Annotated in this window: 24 protein-coding genes and 2 riboswitches; of the genes, 11 read left to right on the top strand and 13 right to left on the bottom strand. The window is 71.6% G+C overall.

Annotated elements, in window-relative coordinates; translation table 11 throughout:
• Window positions 1-44 precede the first annotated feature (44 nt).
• Window positions 45-2,312, top strand: a complete 2,268-nt coding sequence (locus tag ABZW17_RS38545; protein WP_354825366.1) for an AAA family ATPase — start codon at window positions 45-47, stop codon at window positions 2,310-2,312.
• Window positions 2,313-2,376: 64 nt separating this feature from the next.
• Here the strand turns inward: ABZW17_RS38545 and ABZW17_RS38540 are convergent, their stop codons facing one another.
• Together ABZW17_RS38540 and ABZW17_RS38535 are read right to left on the bottom strand one after the other, a co-directional pair.
• Window positions 2,377-3,009: a LytR C-terminal domain-containing protein gene (locus ABZW17_RS38540; RefSeq protein WP_354825363.1), complete on the bottom strand. Its 633-nt coding sequence runs from the start codon at window positions 3,007-3,009 to the stop codon at window positions 2,377-2,379.
• Window positions 3,006-3,314 (bottom strand): DUF3263 domain-containing protein, encoded by a 309-nt coding sequence (locus ABZW17_RS38535; protein ID WP_003101701.1) that lies wholly within the window; start codon window positions 3,312-3,314, stop codon window positions 3,006-3,008. Before ABZW17_RS38535 ends, ABZW17_RS38540 begins: the two co-directional genes overlap by 4 nt.
• A 155-nt stretch (window positions 3,315-3,469) precedes the next feature.
• On the opposite strand from ABZW17_RS38535, the gene ABZW17_RS38530 reads away from it, so the two are divergent.
• The gene (locus tag ABZW17_RS38530) at window positions 3,470-4,048 is read left to right on the top strand and encodes a peptide deformylase (protein WP_003101703.1); all 579 of its coding nucleotides are present in this window, start codon (window positions 3,470-3,472) and stop codon (window positions 4,046-4,048) included.
• A gap of 70 nt (window positions 4,049-4,118) precedes the next feature.
• On the opposite strand, the gene ABZW17_RS38525 is transcribed toward ABZW17_RS38530, so the two are convergent.
• The gene (locus ABZW17_RS38525; protein ID WP_354825360.1) at window positions 4,119-6,284 is read right to left on the bottom strand and encodes a glycoside hydrolase family 15 protein; all 2,166 of its coding nucleotides are present in this window, start codon (window positions 6,282-6,284) and stop codon (window positions 4,119-4,121) included.
• A gap of 201 nt (window positions 6,285-6,485) precedes the next feature.
• Between ABZW17_RS38525 and ABZW17_RS38520 the strand changes: the two genes are divergently transcribed.
• The 3 genes from ABZW17_RS38520 to thiD (ABZW17_RS38510) all read left to right on the top strand — a co-directional run bounded on the left by ABZW17_RS38520 (window position 6,486) and on the right by thiD (ABZW17_RS38510) (window position 9,985).
• Window positions 6,486-7,397: a trypsin-like peptidase domain-containing protein gene (locus tag ABZW17_RS38520; protein ID WP_354825357.1), complete on the top strand. Its 912-nt coding sequence runs from the start codon at window positions 6,486-6,488 to the stop codon at window positions 7,395-7,397.
• Window positions 7,398-7,435: 38 nt separating this feature from the next.
• Window positions 7,436-7,557: riboswitch (TPP riboswitch) on the top strand.
• Complete coding sequence (thiC, locus tag ABZW17_RS38515) at window positions 7,551-9,188, top strand: phosphomethylpyrimidine synthase ThiC (RefSeq protein WP_354825354.1); 1,638 nt, start codon at window positions 7,551-7,553, stop codon at window positions 9,186-9,188. Its footprint overlaps the riboswitch before it by 7 nt.
• Window positions 9,185-9,985, top strand: coding sequence for a bifunctional hydroxymethylpyrimidine kinase/phosphomethylpyrimidine kinase (gene thiD / locus ABZW17_RS38510; RefSeq protein WP_354825351.1), 801 nt, complete (start codon window positions 9,185-9,187; stop codon window positions 9,983-9,985). Before thiC ends, thiD (ABZW17_RS38510) begins: the two co-directional genes overlap by 4 nt.
• 42 nt (window positions 9,986-10,027) lie before the next feature.
• Here the strand turns inward: thiD (ABZW17_RS38510) and ABZW17_RS38505 are convergent, their stop codons facing one another.
• A complete protein-coding gene (locus ABZW17_RS38505) occupies window positions 10,028-11,203 on the bottom strand; it encodes an alkaline phosphatase family protein (protein ID WP_354825348.1) in 1,176 nt (391 codons plus the stop codon).
• A 3-nt stretch (window positions 11,204-11,206) separates the two neighbouring features.
• Here ABZW17_RS38505 and ABZW17_RS38500 point away from each other — a divergent pair, with 3 nt between their 5' ends.
• On the top strand, window positions 11,207-11,395 hold the full coding sequence (locus ABZW17_RS38500; RefSeq protein ID WP_354825345.1) for a hypothetical protein: 189 nt from the start codon (window positions 11,207-11,209) through the stop codon (window positions 11,393-11,395).
• A gap of 65 nt (window positions 11,396-11,460) precedes the next feature.
• On the opposite strand, the gene ABZW17_RS38495 is transcribed toward ABZW17_RS38500, so the two are convergent.
• Window positions 11,461-11,856: a helix-turn-helix domain-containing protein gene (locus ABZW17_RS38495; RefSeq protein WP_354825341.1), complete on the bottom strand. Its 396-nt coding sequence runs from the start codon at window positions 11,854-11,856 to the stop codon at window positions 11,461-11,463.
• 91 nt (window positions 11,857-11,947) lie between these two features.
• Between ABZW17_RS38495 and ABZW17_RS38490 the strand changes: the two genes are divergently transcribed.
• On the top strand, window positions 11,948-12,871 hold the full coding sequence (locus ABZW17_RS38490; RefSeq protein ID WP_354825338.1) for an NADP-dependent oxidoreductase: 924 nt from the start codon (window positions 11,948-11,950) through the stop codon (window positions 12,869-12,871).
• Here the strand turns inward: ABZW17_RS38490 and ABZW17_RS38485 are convergent.
• A complete protein-coding gene (locus ABZW17_RS38485; protein WP_354825335.1) occupies window positions 12,868-13,878 on the bottom strand; it encodes a phosphatidylinositol-specific phospholipase C domain-containing protein in 1,011 nt (336 codons plus the stop codon). The two genes, ABZW17_RS38490 and ABZW17_RS38485, sit on opposite strands and share 4 nt — an antisense overlap.
• Before the next feature lie 105 nt (window positions 13,879-13,983).
• Between ABZW17_RS38485 and thiD (ABZW17_RS38480) the strand changes: the two genes are divergently transcribed.
• Together thiD (ABZW17_RS38480) and ABZW17_RS38475 are read left to right on the top strand one after the other, a co-directional pair.
• Window positions 13,984-14,811 (top strand): bifunctional hydroxymethylpyrimidine kinase/phosphomethylpyrimidine kinase, encoded by an 828-nt coding sequence (gene thiD / locus ABZW17_RS38480; protein ID WP_354825331.1) that lies wholly within the window; start codon window positions 13,984-13,986, stop codon window positions 14,809-14,811.
• Window positions 14,812-14,870: 59 nt separating this feature from the next.
• The gene (locus ABZW17_RS38475; protein ID WP_354825328.1) at window positions 14,871-15,674 is read left to right on the top strand and encodes an ion transporter; all 804 of its coding nucleotides are present in this window, start codon (window positions 14,871-14,873) and stop codon (window positions 15,672-15,674) included.
• Here the strand turns inward: ABZW17_RS38475 and ABZW17_RS38470 are convergent.
• The 4 genes from ABZW17_RS38470 to thiO all read right to left on the bottom strand — a co-directional run bounded on the left by ABZW17_RS38470 (window position 15,671) and on the right by thiO (window position 18,213).
• Window positions 15,671-16,096 (bottom strand): MarR family transcriptional regulator, encoded by a 426-nt coding sequence (locus ABZW17_RS38470; RefSeq protein ID WP_103351229.1) that lies wholly within the window; start codon window positions 16,094-16,096, stop codon window positions 15,671-15,673. The two genes, ABZW17_RS38475 and ABZW17_RS38470, sit on opposite strands and share 4 nt — an antisense overlap.
• 83 nt (window positions 16,097-16,179) lie before the next feature.
• A complete protein-coding gene (locus ABZW17_RS38465) occupies window positions 16,180-16,938 on the bottom strand; it encodes a thiazole synthase (protein ID WP_354825324.1) in 759 nt (252 codons plus the stop codon).
• A 1-nt stretch (window position 16,939) separates the two neighbouring features.
• Complete coding sequence (gene thiS, locus ABZW17_RS38460; protein ID WP_354825321.1) at window positions 16,940-17,140, bottom strand: sulfur carrier protein ThiS; 201 nt, start codon at window positions 17,138-17,140, stop codon at window positions 16,940-16,942.
• The gene (gene thiO, locus ABZW17_RS38455) at window positions 17,140-18,213 is read right to left on the bottom strand and encodes a glycine oxidase ThiO (RefSeq protein ID WP_354825318.1); all 1,074 of its coding nucleotides are present in this window, start codon (window positions 18,211-18,213) and stop codon (window positions 17,140-17,142) included. The genes thiS and thiO overlap by 1 nt, the downstream gene beginning before the upstream one ends.
• Window positions 18,207-18,312: riboswitch (TPP riboswitch) on the bottom strand. Its footprint overlaps the gene before it by 7 nt.
• 31 nt (window positions 18,313-18,343) lie before the next feature.
• Here thiO and thiE point away from each other — a divergent pair.
• A complete protein-coding gene (gene thiE / locus ABZW17_RS38450) occupies window positions 18,344-19,003 on the top strand; it encodes a thiamine phosphate synthase (protein ID WP_354825315.1) in 660 nt (219 codons plus the stop codon).
• 1 nt (window position 19,004) lies between these two features.
• Here thiE and ABZW17_RS38445 read toward each other — a convergent pair whose 3' ends face one another.
• Entirely contained in the window at window positions 19,005-19,727 is a 723-nt protein-coding gene (locus ABZW17_RS38445) for a hypothetical protein (RefSeq protein ID WP_354825312.1), read from the bottom strand.
• A gap of 147 nt (window positions 19,728-19,874) precedes the next feature.
• On the opposite strand from ABZW17_RS38445, the gene ABZW17_RS38440 reads away from it, so the two are divergent.
• Window positions 19,875-20,825, top strand: coding sequence for a threonine/serine dehydratase (locus ABZW17_RS38440; protein ID WP_354825310.1), 951 nt, complete (start codon window positions 19,875-19,877; stop codon window positions 20,823-20,825).
• Here ABZW17_RS38440 and ABZW17_RS38435 read toward each other — a convergent pair.
• On the bottom strand, window positions 20,822-22,354 hold the full coding sequence (locus ABZW17_RS38435; protein WP_354825307.1) for an MFS transporter: 1,533 nt from the start codon (window positions 22,352-22,354) through the stop codon (window positions 20,822-20,824). The genes ABZW17_RS38440 and ABZW17_RS38435 overlap by 4 nt on opposite strands.
• Window positions 22,355-22,398: 44 nt before the next feature.
• Window positions 22,399-23,154 (bottom strand): GntR family transcriptional regulator, encoded by a 756-nt coding sequence (locus ABZW17_RS38430; protein WP_091318606.1) that lies wholly within the window; start codon window positions 23,152-23,154, stop codon window positions 22,399-22,401.
• Window positions 23,155-23,238 lie beyond the last annotated feature (84 nt).

Raw genomic sequence — 23,238 nt, 5'->3', positions numbered from 1 at the left:
ATTGCCGGGGCGGCACGGGGGCGGGGCTCGCTAGGGTGAACGGCGTGAGCCACCCGCAGATCACGCTGACCGTCCGGCACACGCCGTCCGCGCTGGACACGCGCCGGGGCGTCGTCCGGCTGCATCCCGAAGTCCTCGACGCGCTCGGCCTGCGGGCCTGGGACGCCGTGCACCTCACCGGGGCCCGGGTCAGCGCCGCGCTCGCCGCGCCCGCCGACGAGACCGGCGTGCCCGGGATCCTGCTGACCGACGACGTCACGATGTCGAACCTGGGCGTCACCGAGGGCGCGGAGGTCGTGGTCGCGCCCGCGGCCGTCGCGGCGGCGAAGACGGTGACCGTCGCCGGGTCGCGGCTGGCCAGCGTCTCGGTCAGCCCGCACATGCTGCGGCTCGCGCTGATCGGCAAGGTGCTCACCGTCGGCGACGCCGTTTCGCTGCTGCCGCAGGACCTCGCGCCGTCGCCGGGGTCGGACCCGGCCGGCCTGCGCGGCCAGCTGTCCCGCGCGATCGGCGCCACCTGGACGAACGAGCTGCTCACCGTCACCGCCACCGAGCCCGCCGGCACCGTCGCGGTTGGACCGTCCACAGTGGTCACCTGGCGGGACGGCGCTCAGCCGGCGAAGGAGCCGGCCGCGCCCCGGACGGCGACCGCGCTGGTCCGCACCTCCGCCGTCACCGCGGCCGAGGAGTGGATCGACGCCGAAATCGTCGAGGACGAGGTCGTGGCGAGCGACGTCACCGAACCGGCCGTGCCGCTGGCCGACCTGATCGGCACCGAACCCGCCGCGCGCAAGCTCGGCGAGTGGTTCGACCTGGCCTTCCACCGGCCCGAGCTGCTGGCCCGGCTGGGCGCGCCCGCCCACCTCGGCGTCCTGCTGTCCGGCCCCGAGGGCGTCGGCAAGGCGACGCTCGTGCGGTCGGTCGCCCACGAAGCCGAGATCAAAGTCATCCCCCTGGCCGCGCCGAACCTCGCGGTGCTGGACCCGAACGTCGCCGTCGCGCGCCTGCGCGAGGCCGTCCGCGCGGCCGAAGGCCCCACGGTCCTGCTCCTCACCGACGTCGACGCCCTGCTGCCCGCGACGAGCCCGCCGCCGGTCGCCACGGTCGTGCTGGAGGAGCTGAGGACGGCCCTCAAGCGCGAGCGCTTCGCGGTCGTCGCGACGACGGCCCGTGCGGAGTCCGCCGACCCGCGGCTGCGCGCCGCGGATCTGCTGGACCGCGAGCTCGGCCTGGCTCTCCCGGACGCGAAAACCCGCCGTGAGCTGCTGAACGTCCTGCTCCGCGACGTCCCGCTCGACACCGGGATCGACTGCGGCGTCCTCGCCGAGCGGACGCCGGGCTTCGTCGCGGCGGACCTCATCGCGCTGCGCCGGGACGCCGCGCTGCGGGCAGCGCTGCGCCAGCGCGAAACCGACGAGCCGCGCATCTCGCAGCAGGACCTGCTGGACGCGCTGGCCACCGTCCGGCCGGTCTCGATGTCCACTTCGGACAACCTGGCCACCGGCGGGCTGACCCTGGACGACGTCGGGAACATGGTCGACGTCAAGCAGTCCCTCACCGAAGCCGTCCTCTGGCCGCTGCGGTACCCGGACTCGTTCGCGCGGCTCGGCGTCGAACCGCCGCGCGGGGTGCTGCTGTACGGGCCGCCCGGCGGCGGCAAGACGTTCCTGGTCCGGGCCCTGGCCGGCACCGGCGCGCTGAACGTCTTCGCGGTCAAGGGCGCCGAGCTGATGGACAAGTGGGTCGGCGAGTCCGAGCGGGCGGTGCGCGAGCTGTTCCGCCGCGCCGCGGAGGCCGCGCCCGCGCTGATCTTCCTGGACGAGATCGACGCGCTCGCCCCGCGCCGCGGCCAGTCGTCCGACTCGGGTGTCGCCGACCGCGTGGTCGCCGCCCTGCTCACCGAGCTCGACGGCGTCGAGCCGATGCGCGAGGTCGTCGTCCTGGGCGCGACGAACCGGCCGGAACTGGTCGACCCGGCGCTGCTGCGGCCGGGCCGGCTCGAGCGCCGCGTCTACGTGCCGCCGCCGGACGCCGAGGCCCGCGCGGCGATCCTCGCGGCCAGCTCGAAGAACACCCCGCTGGCCGAGGACGTCGACCTGGCCGCGGTGGCGTCCACTCTGGACGGTTACTCGGCCGCCGATTGCGCGGCCCTGATCCGCGAAGCGGCGTTGACGGCGATGCGCGAGTCCCTGGAGGCCCGCGAAGTCACCGCGGCCCACCTGGAGACGGCGAGGAAAACGGTCCGGCCGAGCCTCGACCCGGCCCAGCTGGCCGCACTGGAGGCGTACGCGAAGACCCAGTCCGGTGACTAGCGGGGCATGACACGTGATTGGGCGGGCATCAGCGTGATGCCCGCCCAATCACGCGAAAAGCCTGTCAGCTGCCCTTGTGGCCGCTCTGGTATTCCTTCGTCACGATCACTATCACGCCGGGGCTCGCGCTCTGGATGCCTTCGAAGCGGGGCTCGGCCTTGATGCCGAACTCCTGCGCGAGCTGCTTGGCCGCGGCCTCCTCGTCGGTGCCCGGGCGGAAGAACGCCGTCGTCGTCGGGATGATGCCCTGGGAGTAGTTGCTGACCTCGTTGACGTTCCAGCCGCCGCCGCGGAAGTCCTCCGCCGCGCGGTCGGCCAGGCCCTTGATCGTCGAGTTGTTGAACACCCGGACGGTCACCCACTTGTTGGACGCCTGCTGGTCACCACCCGGCTGGCCGGGCTGGCCGGGGGCGGTCGAGCCCGGGCCGCCGGGCGCGGGCGAGGTCGGCGACGGCGGCGTGGACGACGAAGAGCCGGCCGTGGTCGAGGTCGACGGCGGGGTCGCCGAAGAGGAGGCCGACGGCGGCGCCGAGGACGAGCCCGGCTGCGTCGGGGTTCCGCTCGGCCCGGCTTCGTTCGACCCGTTGCCCCCGCCCAGCGCGGTGATCCCGCCGATGACGGCGGCGATGATCGCCACGCCGACCAGCGCGACGCCCGCGGCCTTCATCGGCCGGGACATGCCCGAAAACACACTCATTTCAGTTCGATCCCCAGTCGCCGGGCGCCTCGCTTGCGCTGGCGGGCGGCACGCGTCTTGCGCAGCCGCTTCACCAGCATCGGGTCCGCTTCGATCGCCTCCGGCTTCTCCAGCAGCTTGTTGAGCAGCTGGTAGTAGCGCGTGGCGGACAGGTCGAAGCGTTCGCGGATGGCGTTCTCCTTCGCCCCGGCGTGCCGCCACCACTGACGCTCGAAGGCGAGGATCTCGACCTCGCGTTCGGTCAGGCCGGGCACGGGCTTCGGCGGCGACGGCTGCGGCTCAGCCATCGACTCCGCGGCGTCCATCCGAGTCCCTCTCAATCGGGCGTCCTGGCGATTCAGACCTAGCTCTTCCGCGGGCGCCATTCAACCACGGAAGCACGCACCGACGTGGGCATCGACGTCGGCGCGTCACGGTCTGATGCAGGTCTACCAGAGGGGTCCGACTAAACTGGCTCGCCGTGACCATCCACCCCATCGTGATCGCCGGCGAACCCGTGCTGCACCAGCCGACTCGGGAGATCACCGAGTTCGACGAGAAGCTGCGCACGCTCGTGGACGACATGTTCGAGACGATGTACGCCGCCGAGGGCGTCGGCCTCGCGGCCAACCAGATCGGCCTCGACCTGCGGGTGTTCGTCTACGACTGCCCGGACGACGAGGGCGTGCGCCACAAGGGCGTCGTCGTCAACCCGAAGCTGGAGACGTCGGAGATCCCGGAGACCATGCCGGACCCGGACGACGACTGGGAGGGCTGCCTGTCGGCGCCCGGCGAGTCGTACCCGACGGGCCGCGCGAAGTGGGCGAAGGTGACCGGCGCCGACCTCGACGGCAACCCGATCGAGGTCGAGGGCACCGGCTACTTCGCGCGCTGCCTGCAGCACGAGACCGACCACCTGGACGGGTACATCTACCTGGACCGTCTGGTCGGCCGGCACGCGCGTGCGGCGAAGAAGATGCTGAAGCACAACAAATGGGGCGTCCCGGGCAACTCGTGGCTGCCGCCCCGCACCCCCGAGGACGACGGCGCCGTCATCTGACCGCCCACGGTCGTGAGTGGTAAGGCGGGTTCTAACCCGCCTTACCACTCACGACAAGCCGCGGCAGACCTCAGCAGCCGAGGAAGTGGCAGCGGACCACCTTCGGCGTCTCCAGCACCGAGCCCGCCTTGACGTCCTGCGCGAGCCGGACGTACTGGGCGTGCGTCCAGGCCAGCGGGGTCGCCGACGTGTTCGGCGTGCCGGCCGGGAAGCCGGTCTGCCCCGACGGCGGGTTTTCGTCCCACACCTGCTCCGGCATGGTCTCCCCCGAGCTGCTCACCCGGCCGAGGTCACGCAGCCGCCGCGCGGCCGACGACGGGTCGCCGAGCGTCAGCTCGTACTCGCCGCGCTCGCCGGCGAGCAGCGGCCACAGCCGGCCGAACGTCGTGCGGCTCTCCGCCGGGAACGTGTAGTCCCACGGCGAACCGTCGGCCTGCTCGCCGTAGCCGTCCTTCGTGTAGCGGTGCCAGAACTGCCCGGTCGGCGTGGTGAACGCGATGTCCTTGTCGGTGACGCGGACGCTGTTGCGGATCACCGGGTCGTCCGCGCGGTAGATGCCGAGCCGGACCAGGTCGAGGAAGCCCGCGTCGGTGACCGCGCGCTGGTCCATCGTCACGCTCGAGTTGCCGAGGTTGTACGTCGTCGCGTTGTTCGCGTTGGCGTCCTTGGTCAGCCGGACGAAGTACGGGTCCTTCGACAGCGGCCCGTTGGTGGTGATCGTCTGCTTCGGCAGGTCGGCCTTCATCTTGTCCGCCGCGGCGAGGTAGCGAGCCGCGTCCGCCGAAGCGCCGTTGTGCGACGCGAGGTCGGCCGCACAGACGAGCCCGGCGATCACCGAGGCGATCGTCGACGGGGACCAGCCGTCCTGCTCCTCCCAGCGTTCCTGCTGGGTGTACGGCGACGCCTGCCCGTTGGGACCGCGATAGCCGAGGATGAAGTCGGCGGCCTTGCGGACGCCGGGCCACAGGTCGGTCCGGCCGAGCTGCTGGGCCAGCACGATCGGGAACGCGGTCTCGTCGAGCTGGATCGACGTCCAGTACGGGACGCCGTCGACGCGGCTGTTCTGCGGCATGTGCCCGTCGGCCTGCTGCTGCGTGCCGAACATGAAGGACACGGCCCGGTTCGCCGCGGCCGTGTCGCCGCCGGCGGCCAGGCCGGTGGCGATCTGGTAGAGGTCACGCGGCCAGACGAGGTGGTAGGTGCCCGACGGCGACCATTCGGGGTCGTTGTTCCCGAACCGCCACGGCATGCTCGGCGACGCGATGAAGGCGCCCGGGTGGTGCTTGTCCTCGCTGGCGGCGAGCGTCAGCATCGACGCCTTGTAGAGGTCGCGCTCGGCGTCGGTCTTCAGGGACGACGGCGGCTTGCTGACCCCTCGCAGGTACTGCTCCCACCCGCGGTCGTACGCGCGCGTGATGTCGCGGACGCCGCGTCGCTGCGACGCCTGCGCGCTGCCGAGCGCGTCGGCGGCCTTCGCGCCCATGCCGAGGGCGAGGGTGACGTGCCGGTTCCGGACGCCGTCGGCGCTCGTCTGCCCGGTCAGCACGACGTTGCCCTTGGTCGCGGTGTCGTACTGGTTGAGCCGGAAGGTCTTGGAGAGCTGCGTGTTCCCGTCGGACGCACCCGCGTAGCCGACGCTCGTCTTCGTGAACGCGGGCTTCGCGGTGAGCGCGGCCGCGTTCGTGGCGTCCTGCGCGGTGACGGCGTCGCCCTGGCGGGCGGCCGAGTCGTCGGAGCCGTCGTTGGTCAGGTCCGGGTCGGCGACCGCGTAGAGCTGGTAGGGCCGCCCGGTCAGGGACTGGAAGTCGACGTCCACCAGCACGGTCGTGGCGGCCGGGTCGGTGACGTAGGTCTTGCGGAGGCGCCAGCGGTGCTGGTCGTCGGTGACGGTCTGTTCGTAGACCAGGCTGTCGTCGTCGGTGCGCCGGACCTGCTGCGACTTCGCCGAGTAGTCGGTGACGGCGAAGCTGCGGCCGTCGGTGACGACGAAGTTCATCGAGCGGACGCTGGGCGTCGACAGGTCCGGGTAGTAGACCTCGGACATCTGCCCGCCCTGGAGGGTGAACCAGACGTTGCTGGACCGGTCGTGGGCGGTCCCGAAGCCGGTCTTGTTAGCGGGCAGCCAGCTGGGATGGGCGCCCGGGGCGCCGGGCGCCTCGCCCTGGGCCACCGCGGTCGCCGGGATCAGGCCGGTGACCAGCAGCCCGGCGAGGGCGCCGAACATGAGTTTGCGCATATCAACCCCACAGAAGATCGCTTCTGCACCGTTACAGAAGCGACTTGGGAGTCTGCCGCCGATCCTTCACCGGCGCATGGTCCGATCCGGTGAACCACTGACCGTCACTGGTCCGGTGAACCGGTTCACGGACAGCGAACGCCCCCGACCGATTTACGGGCGCAGAATTGTAGTACCTGCAACGCTGTAATCGAGGTACGCATGGACGAGGCCATGGACGCCTACTCGCGGGTGGTCAGCACGGTCGCCGCGACCGTCGCCCCGCACGTCGCCGGGGTGCAGCTCGCGCGCGGCAGCGGCTCGGCGGTCGTCTTCGCCGACGACGGCCACCTGCTCACCAACGCCCACGTCGTCGCCGAGCACCGGCGCGGCGTCGCCACCTTCGCCGACGGGAGCGAGGTGCCCTTCGACGTCGTCGGCGCCGATCCGCTGTCCGACCTCGCCGTGCTGCGGGCGCGCGGTGAAACTCCGTCGTCCGCCACGCTCGGCGATGCCGACGGGCTCGTCGTCGGGCAGCTCGTCGTGGCCATCGGCAGCCCGCTCGGGTTCTCCGGCACCGTCACCGCCGGGGTCGTCAGCGCGCTCGGCCGGGCGCTGCCGGTGCGCCACGGCCGCGCCGGGCGGGTCATCGAGGACGTCATCCAGACCGACGCCGCCCTCAACCCGGGCAACTCCGGCGGGGCGCTCGCCGACTCCGCCGGCCGGGTCGTCGGCGTCAACACCGCGGTCGCCGGGGTCGGGCTCGGGCTCGCCGTGCCGATCAACGCGACCACGCGGCGGATCATCGACACGCTCGTCGTCGAAGGCCGGGTGCGGCGCGCGTACCTCGGCGTCGTCGGCGTGCCCGCGCCGCTGCCGGACGACGTCGCCGAGCGCACCGGGCAGCGCGCCGGGCTGCGGGTGCACGAAGTCGTGTCCGGCGGTCCCGCGGACCGGGCCGGGCTGCGGGCCGGCGATCTCGTGCTGACCGTCGGGCGCACCCGCGTCTCGGACGCCCAAGGCATCCAGCGGCAGCTGTTCGCGGAGGTGATCGGCACCGCACTGCCGATCACCGTGCTGCGCAACGGGGCCATGGTCGACGTCTACGCCACTCCGGCCGAGTTGGTCGGGTGACTTGAGTATCGCGCTCCGGCGTGGCATGGTCGGTGGCACAACACCAACGCGGGAGCTCGCGCCATGGCGGGCTGAGAGGGTGACTTGCGTTTCGCAGGCGTCACCGACCGCATGAACCTGACCGGGTAATGCCGGCGTAGGGAGTGAAAGTCGTTGACGGCTTTGGAAAGCAATGCTGCGCTGAACGTCACGACCGGGCCGATCACGGGCTCGCACAAGGCGTACAACCAGACGGAATCCGGGCTCCGCGTCCCCGCCCGGCGGATCGACCTCTCGAACGGTGAACACTTCGACGTCTACGACACTTCGGGCCCGTACACGGATCCCGACGTGGCCATCGACGTCCACAGTGGACTGCACCGGCTGCGGGCCGGCTGGGCCGACGGGCGGGAGCACAACACGCAGCTCGGCTGGGCCAAACAGGGCGTCATCACCCGCGAAATGGAGTACATCGCGGCGCGCGAACGGGTTTCGCCGGAGTTCGTGCGCGACGAGGTGGCCCGCGGGCGCGCGGTGATCCCGGTCAACCGCCGCCACCCCGAGTCCGAGCCGATGATCATCGGCAAGAACTTCCTGGTGAAGATCAACGCCAACATGGGCAACTCGGCCGTCTGGTCGTCGGTCGAGGAAGAGGTCGACAAGATGGTGTGGGCGACCCGCTGGGGCGCCGACACGATCATGGACCTCTCCACCGGCAAGCGGATCCACGAGACGCGCGAGTGGATCATCCGCAACTCGCCGGTGCCGGTCGGCACCGTGCCGATCTACCAGGCGCTGGAAAAGGTCGACGGCGAACCGGAAAAGCTGTCGTGGGAGATCTACCGCGACACGATCGTCGAGCAGTGCGAACAGGGTGTCGACTACGTCACCGTGCACGCCGGCGTGCTGCTGCGGTACATCCCGCTGACCGCGCGCCGGGTCACCGGGATCGTCAGCCGCGGCGGGTCGATCATGGCCGCCTGGTGCCTGGCGCACCACCAGGAGTCCTTTCTGTACACGCATTTCGAGGAGCTCTGCGAGATCCTCCGGCAGTACGACGTCACGTTCTCCCTCGGCGACGGCCTGCGTCCGGGGTCCATTGCGGACGCCAACGACCGTGCCCAGTTCGCCGAGCTGGAGACTCTGGGCGAGCTGACGCACATCGCGCGCTCGCACGACGTCCAGGTGATGATCGAGGGCCCCGGCCACGTGCCGATGCACAAGATCAAGGAGAACGTGGAGCTGGAGGAAAAGCTCTGCGGCGAAGCGCCGTTCTACACCCTCGGTCCACTCGCGACGGACATCGCGCCGGCGTACGACCACATCACGTCGGCCATCGGCGCGGCCCAGATCGGCTGGTACGGCACGGCGATGCTGTGTTACGTCACGCCGAAGGAGCACCTCGGCCTGCCCAACCGCGACGACGTCAAGACCGGCGTGATCACGTACAAGATCGCCGCGCACGCGGCGGACCTGGCCAAGGGGCACCAGTACGCGCAGGAGTGGGACGACGAGCTGTCGAAGGCGCGGTTCGAGTTCCGCTGGAACGACCAGTTCAACCTGTCGCTGGACCCGGACACCGCGCGCTCGTTCCACGACGAGACGCTGCCCGCCGAGCCGGCCAAGACCGCGCACTTCTGCTCGATGTGCGGGCCGAAGTTCTGCTCGATGCGGATCACGCAGGACGTCCGCAAGTACGCGGAGGAGCACGGTCTGTCCACTGTGGAGGCGATCGAGGCCGGCATGGCGTCGAAGTCGGCGGAGTTCACCGAGTCCGGCGGCCAGGTCTACCTGCCGTTGGTCCAGCCGTGACACCGCCCACCGCCCTCACCATCGCCGGATCGGACTCCGGCGGTGGTGCGGGCATCCAGGCGGACCTGCGGACGTTCTTCGCCCACGGCGTCCACGGGCTGGTCGCGTTGACGGCGGTCACCGTGCAGAACTCGCTGGGCGTGCAGGGTTTCACGGAGATCCCGGCCGACGTCGTCACCGCGCAGATCAAGGCGGTGGCGTCGGACATGGGCGTGAACGCGGCGAAGACGGGCATGCTGGCCACGGCGGAGATCATCCGATCGGTGGCGAAGACCCTGGACGAGGTCGGGCCGTTCCCGTTCGTGGTCGACCCGGTGGCGGCGTCGATGACCGGGCACGCGCTCCTTCGCGAGGACGCGCTGGAAGCGATCCGCACGGAGCTGTTCCCGCGGGCGACGCTGATCACGCCGAACCTGGACGAGGTCCGGCTGCTGACGGGCGTTTCCGTGGTGGACGCGGGATCACAGCGAGTCGCGGCCGAGGCTCTGCTGGAGTTCGGTTCGCGGTGGGTCCTGGTGAAGGGCGGCCACATGCAGGGCACGGTCGACTGCGTGGACCTGTTGTCGGACGGCCGCGAGTACATCGAGCTCAGCGGACCCCGGTACATCACGGAGAACACCCACGGCGGCGGGGACACGCTGGCCTCGGCGATCACGGCATCGCTGGCCAAGGGCGCTTCGGTGCCGGACGCCGTGACGGCGGGGAAGAAGTTCATCGAACGCTGCGTGGCGGAGGCCTACTCGCTGGGCGCGGGAGTGGGCCCGGTCTCGCCCTTCTGGGTGCTCGGCTCGTCGTGAGTGGTAAGGCGAGTTAGAACTCGCCTTACCACTCACGAGACGTCAGCGGGTCGTGAAGTGCGGGGCGTCGACCGCCCAGTACCAGTTGTTGCCCGCCGCGTACAGGCGCCAGGTGAACCGGGCCGAGGTCGCGCCGGCCGGGATCGCCACCGACGCCGACGTCGGCTGGGCCAGCACGTCACCGCCCTTGTTCGCCGTCGAGCTCTCCGGGCCGTAGGACAGCACCGGGCGCTCGGCGCCACCGTCGAACGAGACCGTCAGCGCGCCGCGCTGGGTGCCGTCCTGGCGGTAGTGCGAGACGAACCCGATGTCCACAGCGGACTTCCCGGACACCGCGAGCGCGGGCGAAATCAGCGAGGAGTCGAACGTCCCCCGCGAAGACGGCGAGCCCTTGTCGTCCCACTCGTCGGGGTCGGCCACCGCGAACACACCGCGCGAGCGCACGTTCGCCTCCCGCTCCTGGCCCGGCGCCGTGCGCGTCCAGAAGTCGTCCGTGGTGAACGCCCAGCCCTGCCACTCGGTGACCCCCGCCGGCATGCCCGCGGCGTTCCGGACGGTCCAGCCCGCGGGCGCGTCGTGCGTCCAGCCCAGCACCGAGGCCGGAACGCCGGTTTCGTCCACCCGGGACTTCACCGTCGCCGAATCGAACGCATCGGCCGGAACCGCACCCAGCGCATAACCGTCCGAAGAGGACGACAGCCCCAGGTGACGCCACACCGTCGGCGCGATGTCGACGATCTTCGGTTCCACCGCGGGCGTTCCCGCCGGAACCGCACCACCCGCGGCGATCACGAACGTCATCCGCTCTTCGGGGCTGTCGCCGCCGTGACCGCCCGGGCCGGTGTGCCCGTGGTCGGTCGTCAGCACGATCAGCCAGTCTTCCGCCGCGTACGAGGCACGCGCGTCGATCGCCGAGAGCAGGCGGCCGATCAGCGCGTCGTCGGTGCGGAGTGTCGCCGCGTACTCCGGGGATTCGGCGCCGTGCGCGTGCCCGGCCTCGTCGGTCTGTCCGAAGTAGACGAACGACGCATCGGCCTTGTCCTGCTTCAGGTGTTTCTCCGCGTCCGCGGCGAGCTGCGGGTCGGTGTTCTCGTAGCCGGCGGTGTCACCGTCGGGGACGTACGTGCGGTCCTGCCCGGTGCGCAGGATCCTGTCCCCGATCGGCTTCCAGTCCACCGCGGCGTAGGTGTCCAGCGAGGGTTCTGGCCGGACAAGCACCTGGTGAAGGAGAACTCAGCCGGGCCCGCTGACGTCGGCGCCATACCGCTGCCGTACAGCGAACTCCGCGACGAATACCCGCGCTGCGCCAGCGCGTGCACGTTCGGCGTATCGGCCGCCATGAGCTTGTCGAACCGCGTGCCGTCGAGCCCGATCGCCAGCACCTTGGGCGTTTTGGCGGCGCTCGGATGAGTTATCCGGAGGTTAGGGAGCCTGAACGGCCACGAGGTGAACGCCGGGCCAAACCCGGCAAGCCATCAGCGGACCGGCTGCAGCTCCCGGCCGTCGTACTCCTCGCGCGCCGAGCGGATGCGGCCGAAGTTCGCCTGCGACCAGTTGCTCAACGCGATCAGGTGCGCCCCCACCTCCGCGCCCATCTCCGTCAGCGCGTACTCCACCGTCGGCGGTGTCGTCGGGTAGACCGTGCGCGTCACGAAGCCGTCGCGCTCCAGCTGGCGCAGGTTCTGCGTCAGCATCTTCTGGCTGATTCCGTCCACCGCCCGGCGCAACTCGCCGAAGCGGTGCGGGCCGCGGGCCAGTGCGCCCAGGACCAACGCCGTCCACTTGTTGGCCAGCAGGTCCAGCACATCCCGGCACGGGCAGCTGCGGAGGTACACGTCCCAGGGTCCGCCCTGGTCACAGGTGGTATCCATCAGGTACCTACAATACAGACAAGTGCCTTCTGGCGAAAAGTGACCGGCACCCCGAGGATGGAGGCGACCCCGAACGACAAGGAGAAGACCGATGCGCATCGTGACCCAGGAGACCCTCGGCGGGCCGGAGGTGCTCCGCATCACCGAGGCACCGCGCCCCGAACCCGGGCCGACGGAGGTCCTGGTGCGGGTGCGGGCCGCCGGGATCAACCCGGTCGACTGGAAGGTGCGGCAGGGCGGTGGGTTCCTCGGTGAGCCGCCGTTCACCGTCGGCTGGGACGTCGCCGGTGTCGTCGAACAGGCCGGCTTCGGCGCGACCGGCCTCGAGGAAGGCGACGAAGTGCTCGGCATGCCGTGGTTCCCGCGGCCGGCCAACGCCTACGCCGAGTACGTCACCGCGCCCTCGCGCCACTTCGTGCGCAAGCCCGCCGGGCTGTCGTTCGCCGAGGCCGCCGCGCTCCCGCTCGCCGGGCTCACCGCCTGGCAGGGCCTGGTCGACGTGGCCGGTGTCCACAAGGGACAGCGCGTGTTCGTCGACGCCGCCGCGGGCGGGGTCGGGCACCTCGCCGTGCAGATCGCCAAGGCGCGCGGTGCGCACGTCATCGGCACGGCCAGCGCGAAGAAGCACGACTTCCTGCGTGAGCTCGGCGTCGACGAGCCGATCGACTACCACGACGCCGGAGCCACGACGTCCGATGTGGACGTCTACTTCGGACTCGTCGGCGAGGAGAGCGACCTGCGCTGGCTGCCCGCCGTCAAGGAGGGCGGCCTGCTGATCGGCGTGCCCAGCGGCGTCGCGGACCGGGTGGCGCAGAAGGCCGCCGAAAGGAACGTCCGGACCAGGCGGATTCTCGTCGAACCGGACCGCGGCGGCCTGACCGGCCTCGTCGAGCTGATCGAGGCCGGCCGGCTCAAGGTCCGCGTCGAACGGACCTTCCCGCTGGAGGACGTCGCCGAGGCGCACGAGCTGGGTGAATCGGGCCGGGTCTCCGGCAAGCTCGTGCTGACCGTCTAACCCCGCGCGAGCACCTGGGGCAGCACCGTCGTCAACCCGGTCCAGTCCGACGTGACCACCGACGCGTGCTGCTTCGCCAGGTCGGCGACGCGCTGGTTGGCCTGGTCGACCGTGGGGTTGTGGGCGTCGATGGCCGGAGCGACGTTCTGGCCGTCGGTCATCACGACGTAGTAGTGGTTGGCGTCGTACCACCACGGCCCGGTCTGGGTCACCCACGCGTTCGCGTCGCCGTCGAACACCACGAACCACGGCTTGAGGTCGGCGGTGTACTTGTCCCGCGGGTCACCGCCGGCCGCGCCGTGCACGGTCGGGAAGATGTTCGCGTCGCCGAGCTTGCCCGCGTTCTTCAGGCCGACCAGGTACCGCGCGTATTCGACGTCGGTGTGCAGCGTGTCGGTCGGGTTCCCCTCCTCGACCGTGCCCGGGATGATCTCGGTGATCACCCGCCCCCGCAGCGCGTCCACGGACGGCCAGTTGTCCGCCGTGGCCGCGTCGTCGAGCGTGGCGTAGCTCCCGAGCAGCTCGGCCGGGCGGAACGCGACGCTGCCGAGGTGCGCGCGGAACGTGGCGTCCAGCTCGTCCGGGCCCAGGCCGGTGTTGTCCGAGAAGCCGGTCTTCATCTCGATCTTGAGCGTGATCGGCGTGTGCCCGGGGTGGGCGGCCAGCCAGATCCGGATGTCGTCGAGGCAGTACTCGAGGTTCTTGTTCTTGCCGCCGCTGTACAGCTGCGCCGCCGAGGTCGCCGCGACGCAGTTGTTGTTGTTCCCCAACGGGTTCGAGTGGCTGACCTTCCACTCGTGGGTGAAGAAGTCCGGCCAGACGTCGAGCTCGATCAGCGACGAACCGGCGTCGAGCGCCTGGGCGAGGTAGCCGTAGGCCGCCGGGTCGTAGGTGTTGTGCACGCCGACCGTGGTGACGTGGGAAAGCTTGGGACTGTCGGCGTTGGCGGCGGTCGCTCCGGAGAGCGTGAGCGCGGCCGCGAGGAGTGCCACCGAGAAGAGCTTCATCCAGGCTCCTTCGAACGTGAGTAACGTTCACAATGTCTCACCGTGGTTGACTGTTGATGAAGCAAAAGAGGCTGATTGGCCTAGACCAGAAGTCGGGAAACCACCATGACGACGAGCCTTCCGACCGCGTTGACCATCGCCGGCTCGGACTCCGGCGGCGCCGCGGGACTCCAGGCGGACCTGCGCACGTTCCTGACCTGCGGCGTGCACGGCCTGGTCGCGGTCACGGCCGTCACCGTGCAGAACACCCTGGGCGTGCACGACCGCGCCGACCTGCCGCCGCACATCGTGGCCGGGCAGATCGAGGCCGTGGCGGCGGACATGGGCGTCGGCGCGGCCAAGACCGGCATGCTGGCTTCGGCCGAGATCATCCACGCCGTCGCGGCCGCGTGCGACCAGGCGGGGATCGGCCGGGACGAGGAGATCCCGTTCGTCGTCGACCCGGTGGCGGCGTCGATGCACGGCCACCCGCTGTTCGACGAAGCCGGCCTGCACGCCCTGCGCGACGAGCTGCTGCCGCGCGCCACGGTGCTCACCCCGAACCTGGACGAGGTCCGGCTGCTGACCGGGATGACCGTGACCGACCGCGAGGGCATGCACACCGCGGCCGTCGTGCTGCACCGGATGGGCCCGCGGTACGTCCTGGTCAAGAGCGGCCACCTGCAGGCCGACCCGGAGTGCGTGGACCTGCTGTTCGACGGCTCGACGTTCGTGGAGCTCCCGGGCAAGCGCTACTCGACGCCGCACACGCACGGCGCGGGCGACACGATGGCCTCGGCGCTGACCGCGGGCCTGGCCAAGGGCATGTCCGTGGTCGAGGCGGCCCGCTACGGCAAGTGGTTCGTCTCGCACGCGGTCGAGCACGCGTACCCGATGGGCGCGAAGGTCGGCCCGGTCTCGGCCTTCTGGCGGCTGGCTCCCGAGGAGCGCTGAGCACTCGGCCCGTTACCATCCCTGCGTTTACTGATCCTTGACCAACGCAGGGGGCGGCCTTGACCGGACGCGAGCGCGTGGCGAAGGTCCTCGAAGACCGCCGCTTCCAGAACTTCATCATCGCCGTCATCGTCTTCAACGCCGTCACCCTCGGCATGGAGACGTCGACGTCCCTGATGGACGGCTACGGCGGCCTGCTGCACGCCCTGGACCACGTCGCGCTGGGCATCTTCGTCGCCGAGCTGCTGGCGAAGTTCTACGCCTACCGCGGCGCCTTCTTCCGCGACCACTGGAACATCTTCGACCTGCTGGTGGTCGGCATCGCGGTGATCCCGGCGACCGGGCCGTTCGCCGTGCTGCGATCGCTGCGGGTGCTGCGTGTCCTGCGGCTGATCTCGGTCGTGCCGTCGATGCGGAAGGTCGTCTCGGGGCTGCTCGCCGCGATTCCCGGCATGGCGTCGATCGCCGCGCTGCTCGGGCTGATCATCTTCGTGGCCGGGGTGATGGCGACGAAGCTCTTCGGCACCATCGACCCCGGCGACTTCGGCGACCTCGGCACGTCGCTGTTCACGCTGTTCCAGGTGATGACCGGCGAGGCGTGGCCGGACATCGCGAAGACGATCATGGAGCAGGCGCCGATGGCCTGGATCTTCTTCGTCGTCTACATCCTGGTGTCCAGCTTCGCGGTGCTGAACCTCTTCATCGCCGTCGTGGTCAGCGGCATGGAGGACGAGCTGCGCCAGGACATCCGCGAGGAAGAGGCGAAGCAGGCCGAAGCGCAGGCCGCCGCCAACCAGGAGATCCTCGACGAGCTCCGCGCCCTGCGCGCGGAGCTGGCCGAACTGCGGCAGCGGGCGGCTTAGTCGTCCGCGATCAGGGCTTCGAGGGCCGGGATCGCCGCCGTCAGGGCTTCGCGGTGCTCGGGCGAGAGCCGGTCGAGCCGGCGGTTCAGCTCCTGGACGCGCGTCGACCGGACGCCGGAGACGAGCCGCTCGCCCTCTTCGGTCGCCTTCGCCAGCCACGCCCGGCGGTCGACCGGGTCGGACTCCCGGCTGACGTACCCGGCTTCGACCAGGGACGCGATGATCCGCGACATCGTCGCCGCGGCCACGCCCTCCTTGGCGGCGAGGTCACCGAGCCGGAGCTGGCCCGCGTGCACCAGCGTCGCCAGCGCCGAGATGGCGCCGTGGCCCGGCCCCGGCACACCGGCCTGCCGCAGCGACCGGGAAAGCCTGCCGACGGCGAGGTACAACCTGCCCGAGGTGTCCTGAACCGATGTCGTCACGGCTGGCTCCTTCTGCCCTGTGCGCCGGAAATGCCGTCCACCTTACGGGCTCCCGGTGCACACTCGGCGTTAAGGCGCGGTGTTCACCGAGGCGGACTCGAAGCTTGCGCCCAGAAGCGCTGCGGCACGCGCCCGGCTTCGCGGGCCAGCCGCCCGGCGACGACGCCCGCCCGCATCGCCGCGGCCATCCGCTCGGGGTCGGCGGCCCGGGTGACCGCCGTGGACAGCAGGACCGCGGCGCAGCCGAGCTCCATCGCCAGCGTCGCGTCCGACGCCGTGCCGATTCCGGCGTCCAGGATGACCGGGACACCCGCCCGCGCGACGATCAGCTCGATGTTGTGCGGATTCCGGATGCCGAGGCCGGTGCCGATCGGCGCGCCCAGTGGCATCACCGCGGCGCAGCCGGCCTCCTCCAGGCGCAGCGCGAGCACCGGGTCGTCGTTCGTGTAGGCGAACACGGTGAACCCGTCGGCGGCCAGCCGCTCGGCGGCGTCGAGGGTTTCGAACGGGTCCGGCAGCAGCGTCCGGTCGTCCGCGTGCACCTCGAGCTTGACCAGATCGGTTTCCAGGGCCTCGCGGGCGAGCTGCGCGGTGAGCACCGCTTCGGCGGCCGTCCGGCAGCCCGCGGTGTTCGGCAGCAACTCGATGCCGAGCCGCTTGAGGAGTTCGAGGACGCCGGAGCCGCCCTCGGCGTCGGCGCGGCGCATGGCGACGGTGGTCAGCTCGGTGCCGGACGCCACCAGCGCGCGTTCCAGCACGGCGAGGTTGGCCGCGCCGCCGGTGCCGATGATCAGCCGGGACGTCAGCTTGGTGGTGCCGATGACCAGCGGTTCTGCGTCCACGTCAGCCTCCCTGGACCGCGGTGAGCACGTCGAAGACCGCGCCCTTGGGCACAGCCGTGGTGGCCCAGTCGGCGCGCCGGACGACGACGCCGTCGACCGCGACGGCGATCCCGGGCCGCTGCCCGCCGGTGGCGTCGAGGACGTCGGCGACGGTGGCGCCGTCCGGGAACGCCGTCCACTCGCCGTTGAGCTTGATCTCCATCACACGTGCTCCTTCTGGTGCAGGCGGGCGGGGGACGCGGCCGCGGTGCCGTCCGGCGGCTCGTCCCCCTCGAGCCAGGCGACCACGGCGTCCGCGGTCACCGGGGCCATCAGCAGGCCGTTGCGGTGGTGCCCGGTCGCGGCAAAAACCCGGCCGTCCAGGGCGCCGAGGTACGGCAGCGCGTCCCGGCTACCGGCCCGCAGGCCGGCGGCGGTCTCGGTGAGCTCGTACTCGGTGATCGCGGGGAAGACGCGTTCGGCACCTTCGAGCAGCTCGCGCACGCCGCGGGCGGTGACGGCCTGGTCGAAGCCGGCTTCGTACTGGGTGGCGCCGAGGACGAGCTCCTGGTCACCGCGCGGCACGAGGTAGATCGGGCGGCCTTCGACGACGGCCCGGACGGTGTGCGCGGGCGGCGGCAGGCAGCCACGTCTGGGCCGGAGCCGGAGGATTTCGCCCTTGAGCGGCCGGACGGCGCCGGCGAGCAGCGGGTGCAGCCGCCCGGTCCAGGCACCCGCGGCGAGCACGACGGCTTCGGCGTCCGGGAGTTCTTCGACGCGCTCCCGCCGGAAGTCGACTCGGTGGCTGACGCAGGCCGCGTACAGCGCGTCGAGCAGTTTCCGGTTGTCCACGGCCAGGTCGCCGGGGACGTGGAGTCCACTTCGGACGGACCCGAGGCCGGGTTCGAGCCGCTTGGCTTCGCGGCCGGTGAGGCGCTCGGCGGTGCGACCGAGGGCGTGCAGGTGGCCGGCGAGGATGTCGAGGTGGCCGGCGTCGGCGCTGTCGAAGGCGACGACGAGCGTGCCGTGCCCGGCCAGACCGGGGTCCAGGCCCGCCCTTTGCAGGTCACGTGCGAAATCCGGCCAGCGCTTGAGCGATTCTTCGCCGAGGCGGAGGACGTCCTCCTCGCCCGGCCACGCCTCCGTGACGGGCGCGAGCATGCCGCCGGCCAGCCAGGACGCGCCGCCGCGGACGGGCTCGGGGTCGTAAAGGGTGACCCGGTGGTTGTTCGCGGCCGCACGCCACGCCGCGGACAGGCCGATCACGCCGCCGCCCACCACTGCCAGGTTCGTCATGGAATCACGCTCCCTGCGCCGGCATGACCCGGATCAGGTTCCACGGTCGGAGCGGCAGCTCCCTCTCAGCCCGTGCCTCGGGCTCCCGTGCGGACACCCTCACCCTAACGCGCGATGTACGGTCGCCGCTATGCCCGCCCTCTCCGGTGACAAGATCCGCGCCCGCCTCAACTCGGCGCGCCTGTACCTCTGCACGGACGCCCGCACTTCGCGCGGGGACCTGGCGGCCTTCGCCGACGCGGCCCTCGCCGGGGGAGTCGACATCGTCCAGCTGCGCGACAAGACCGGCGCCCTGGAGGCGGCCGGCGAGATCGCGGCGCTGGAGGTGCTGGCGGAGGCGTGCGCCCGCCACGGCGCCCTGCTGTCGGTGAACGACCGGGCCGACGTGGCCCTCGCGGTCGGTGCCGACGTGCTGCACCTGGGCCAGGACGACATCCCGGTCCCCCTGGCCCGCCGCATCCTGGGCGACGACGTGGTGATCGGCCGTTCGACGCACTCGCTCGACCAGGCCCTCGCCGCGGCCGCGGAACCCGGCGTCGACTACTTCTGCACGGGCCCGTGCTGGCCGACCCCGACCAAGCCGGGCCGCCCGGCACCCGGCCTGGACCTGGTGCGCGCAACGGCGGCCTGGGCCCCGGACCGGCCGTGGTTCGCCATCGGCGGCATCGACGAGCCACGGCTCGGCGAGGTCCTCGACGCGGGCGCGTCCCGGATCGTGGTGGTCCGGGCGATCACCGAGGCCGAAGACCCCGAGGCCGCGGCCCGCGAACTGCGAGCCGCGCTGGCCTGAGTCACGGGGTCGGCGTCGCCGCGGCGCCCTTGCTGGTCGGCGGGGTTGCCGTGGTGGCCGGGGCCGAGGTCGACGGCTGTTCGGTCGTCGTGCTCGGGGTGGTCGACGGCGTCTGGGACGACGTCGTCGGCGGGGTCGAAGGTGCCGTCGGCGTAGTCTCCGTCGGGGACACCTGGGTGTCGTTCGTCGAGGTCGGCGGGGTGGTCGACGGGGTCCTGTCCTCGTGGCCGGGGCTGCCGCCGAAGATCTTGCCGACGCTCGCACCCGTGCCGCCCGCCACCTTGCCGCCCGTGGCCGCGTCCACCCCCACCATCGACAGGATCGCCACCGCGAACGCCGCCAGGCTGGTGCCGATGATCAACGGCCAGCGCAGCTTCCGCAGCCGCGCGGACAGCCCGGGCGCCGTCGAGGGCCGCTCAAGCTGGACCGTCGGCTGCTCGGTGATGTCCACGGCGGGCCCGCGCCGCCGGATCCCCGACGTCGCCAGCTGACGCGCCCGAAGCGCCGCCGCGCGGGTGCGCTCCAGCGAGCGCAGGTACAGCTCACTGCCCACCGTCGACACCACGCTCGCCACGCCGGCGCCGATCACCGTGCCCGCGACGCCCAGTGTCGAGCCCAGCAGGGCCGCGGTCACCGCCGCCAAAGCCGCCGCCAGCACCTGCGCGATCCGCAGGCCCGGCTTCTGTTCCTTCTCCTCCGGAGCCGCTACTTTCTCCTCGCTCATGATCCCGATCTAGGTAGTCCGTGTTCTCCCCTGTCCAACGATTGAGGCGCGCGAGTGACTCCCCTCGTTGCCACGACGTGAGGAGGACCACTCCATCTGTCCACAGTAGACACTCCGCTTCGAACACTTTCTTGACATACTCGGCACATGGAACTGGTGACGATCTCTGACATCGAGGCCGCCGCGAAGCGCGTCGAAGGTGTCGCCGTGCGCACGCCCCTGCTGCTCCAGACCTGGGATCCCCGCGGAACCCTGTGGCTCAAACCCGAAAACCTGCAACCCGTCGGGGCGTTCAAGGTGCGCGGCGCGTTCAACGCCATCGCCGGCCTGGACGACGCGGCCCGCGCCCGCGGCGTCATCGCGTACTCGAGTGGCAACCACGCGCAGGCAGTCGCGTACGCCGCGCAGCGGTACGGCGTGCCCGCGGTGATCGTCGTGCCGGACGTCGCACCGCGGATCAAGGTCGAGGCCACCCGCGGCTACGGCGCCGAGGTGATCGAGGTGCCGATCGGCGAACACGAGGGCAAAGCGCGCGAACTGGCCGTCGAACGCGGGCTGACCCTCGTCCCGCCCTTCGACCACGCGGCCATCATCGCCGGGCAGGGCACGGCGGGCCTGGAGATCGCCGAGGACCTGCCGGACGTCGACGTCGTGCTGGTGCCGATCAGCGGCGGCGGGCTGGCGGCCGGCGTCGGCACCGCGATCCGGGCGCGCTGCCCGCGGGCGCGCGTGATCGGCGTCGAGCCCGCGCTGGCCGCGGACGTCGCCGACAGCCTCCGGCGGGGCGAGCTGGTCCGGTGGCCGCAGGCCGACCGCGCCCGCACGATCGCCGACGGCCTTCGCTCCCAGCCGTCCGAGCTGACCTTCGCCCACCTGCGGGAAGTCGTGGACCAGATGGTCACGGTCTCCGAGGACGAAATCCGCGACGCCGTCCGCGTCCTCGCCCGCAAGGCCCGGCTGGTCGCCGAGCCCAGCGGCGCGGTGACGATGGCGGCGTACCTGTCCCACGCCGACGAGCTGCCGGCGGGCAAGACGGTCGTGCTCGTCTCGGGCGGCAACGCCGACCCGGCGCTGTTCGCCGAGATCCTCGCGGGCTAGGAGCCGGCGACCGGGGTCCCGCCGCCGCGGATGTGCGTCGGCGGGCCCTCGACGCCGCAGTGGTAGCACTCGCCCAGGTGGGGGCACTCGTCGTCGGGCTTGGCGTCCGACGTCGTCGACGGGGGCGCCAGGACGCCGTTGTGGATGCCCAGCGCGATCAGGCCGCCCGCGATGGCCAGGGCCGCGCAGATGACCAGCGCCGTCCGCCAGCCCGCCGTCAGCGCGACCGGGTCCGCGTACGCCTCGCCGGTCAGCCCGGCCGCCGCCGGCAGCACCGCCACCGCCAGCAGACCGCCCGAGCGGGCGATGGCGTTGTTGACGCCGGACGCGACACCGGCGTAGCGGTCCGGGGCCGCGGCGAGCACCGTCGCGGTCACCGGGGCCACCACCGTCGCCAGGCCGAGGCCGAACACCGCGACCGCGGGCAGCACCGTGCCGAGGTAGGACGCGCCGGGCGCGATCCGCAGCATCAGCAGCATCCCGATGCCGACCACGATCGGCCCGACCACCAGCTGCGTCCGCGGGCCGATGCGCTGCGCGAGCGCGCCGGAGCGGCCGGAGAGCAGCAGCATGATCACCGTCAGCGGCAGCCCGGCCAGCCCGGACGCCGTCGGCGAGTAGCCGAGCGACACCTGCAGCTGCATGACCAGCAGCATCATCACGCCGCCGAGGGCCGCGTAGACGACGAACGTCAGCGCGTTCGAGAGCGTGAACGTGCGGTCGCGGAACAGCGACGGCGGCACGAGCGGCTCGCGCGAGCGGTGCTGGACGAAGACGAACGCGGCCAGCCCCGCGATCCCCACCAGGCCCGCGACCAGCACGATCGGGTCGCCGATGCCGCGGGCGGGCGCCTCCACCAGCGCGCCGGTCACCCCGGCGAGGCCGACGGCGCCGAGCGCGGCGGCGCCGAAGTCCGGGTGTCCGGTGGCGTCCGGGTCCCGGGATTCCGGGACGAACCGGCGCGCCATCAGCACCACGGCCACCGCGATCGGCACGTTGATCAGGAACGCCAGCCGCCACGACCACACCTGCACGAGGAAGCCGCCGAGCAGCGGCCCGGCGGCGGCCGCGATGCCGCCGAGGCCCGACCAGGCGCCGATCGCGCGGGCGCGGGCGTCGTGCGCGAAGGACGCCTGGAGGATCGCGAGCGACCCGGGCGTCAGGAGCGCGCCGCCGATGCCCTGCAGGATCCGGGTCGCGACGAGCATCTCGGTGGACTGCGCCGCGGCGCACAGCCCGGAGGCGACACCGAACCAGACGACGCCGACCAGGTACATCCGGCGCCGGCCGTACCGGTCGCCGAGCGAACCCGCGACCAGGATGAGCGCGGCGAGGGCCAGCATGTAGCCGTCGAGGATCCACTGGAGCCCGGCGACGGAGGCGCCGAGTTCGGCGCCGATGCGGGGCAGGGCGACGTTGACGATCGTGCCGTCGAGCATCGCCATGCCGGACCCGAGGATGGTGGTGGCCAGCAGGCCGCGGGCGGCACCGGTCCCCCAGCGGATCCCGGTGTCTTCGGTGGCAGTCACCCGGTCAACTTCACAGTGACCGGGGACCCCCGTCAACCGCGCCCCTACGGCAGCAGCGTCGTCACGAACTTGTAGCGGTCGCCGCGGTAGACCGAGCGGGCGAACTCGACCGGCTTGCCGTCGGTGGCGAACGAGTGCCGGGTCAGCATCAGCACCGGCATGCCGACGTCGGCGCCGAGCATCTCCGCTTCCTGCGGGCCCGCCAGCGACGTCTCGATCGTTTCTTCCGCGCGTTCGAGTTCGACGCCGTAGTGCTCGCGTAGAACGGCGTACAACGAACCGCCGGCGGAGACGTGCTTGCGCAGCCCGCGGAACCGGCCGAGCGGGAGGTGCGTCGTCTCGAGCGCCATCGGCTGCGAGTCCGCCAGTCGAAGTCGTCGAAGACGAAGGATTTTCGCACCGGTGCGGATTCCGAGCAGCTTCGCGAGATCGCCCTCGACCGGCAGTTCCTCGACTTCCAGCAGTTTCGACGACGGCTTCAGGCCCTGCTTGCGCATGTCCTCGGTGTAGGAGGACAGCTGCAGCCGCTGGGCGAGCTTCGGCTCGGCCGCGAAGGTGCCTTTGCCCTGCACACGGTGCAGGCGGCCCTCGGCGGTCAGGTCGGCCAGCGCCTGGCGCACGGTGGTGCGGGAGACCGTGAACTCCCCGGCGAGCGCGCGTTCGGTCGGGATCGGCGACCCCGGCGGCAGCACGTCCAGGAGATCGAGGAGGTGCTGTTTCAACGCCCAGTACTTGGGCTCGCGCTGCCCGCGCATCCCGGCGACGGCCCCAGCCTCGCCCGTGGTGGTGGTCTCCAACATGCCCGGCTCCCTATGCCTTCCCTCATCGCACGCCACGTCCCCGTAAGAAACGTACCCTTTTCCCCAAACGCGCCGCCCCTATAA

The organism is Amycolatopsis sp. NPDC004625, assembly GCF_040609695.1.
Classification (GTDB): Bacteria; Actinomycetota; Actinomycetes; order Mycobacteriales; family Pseudonocardiaceae; genus Amycolatopsis.
Note: the sequence above shows the minus strand (reverse complement) of the source record. Positions and strands in the feature narration are given on the sequence as shown.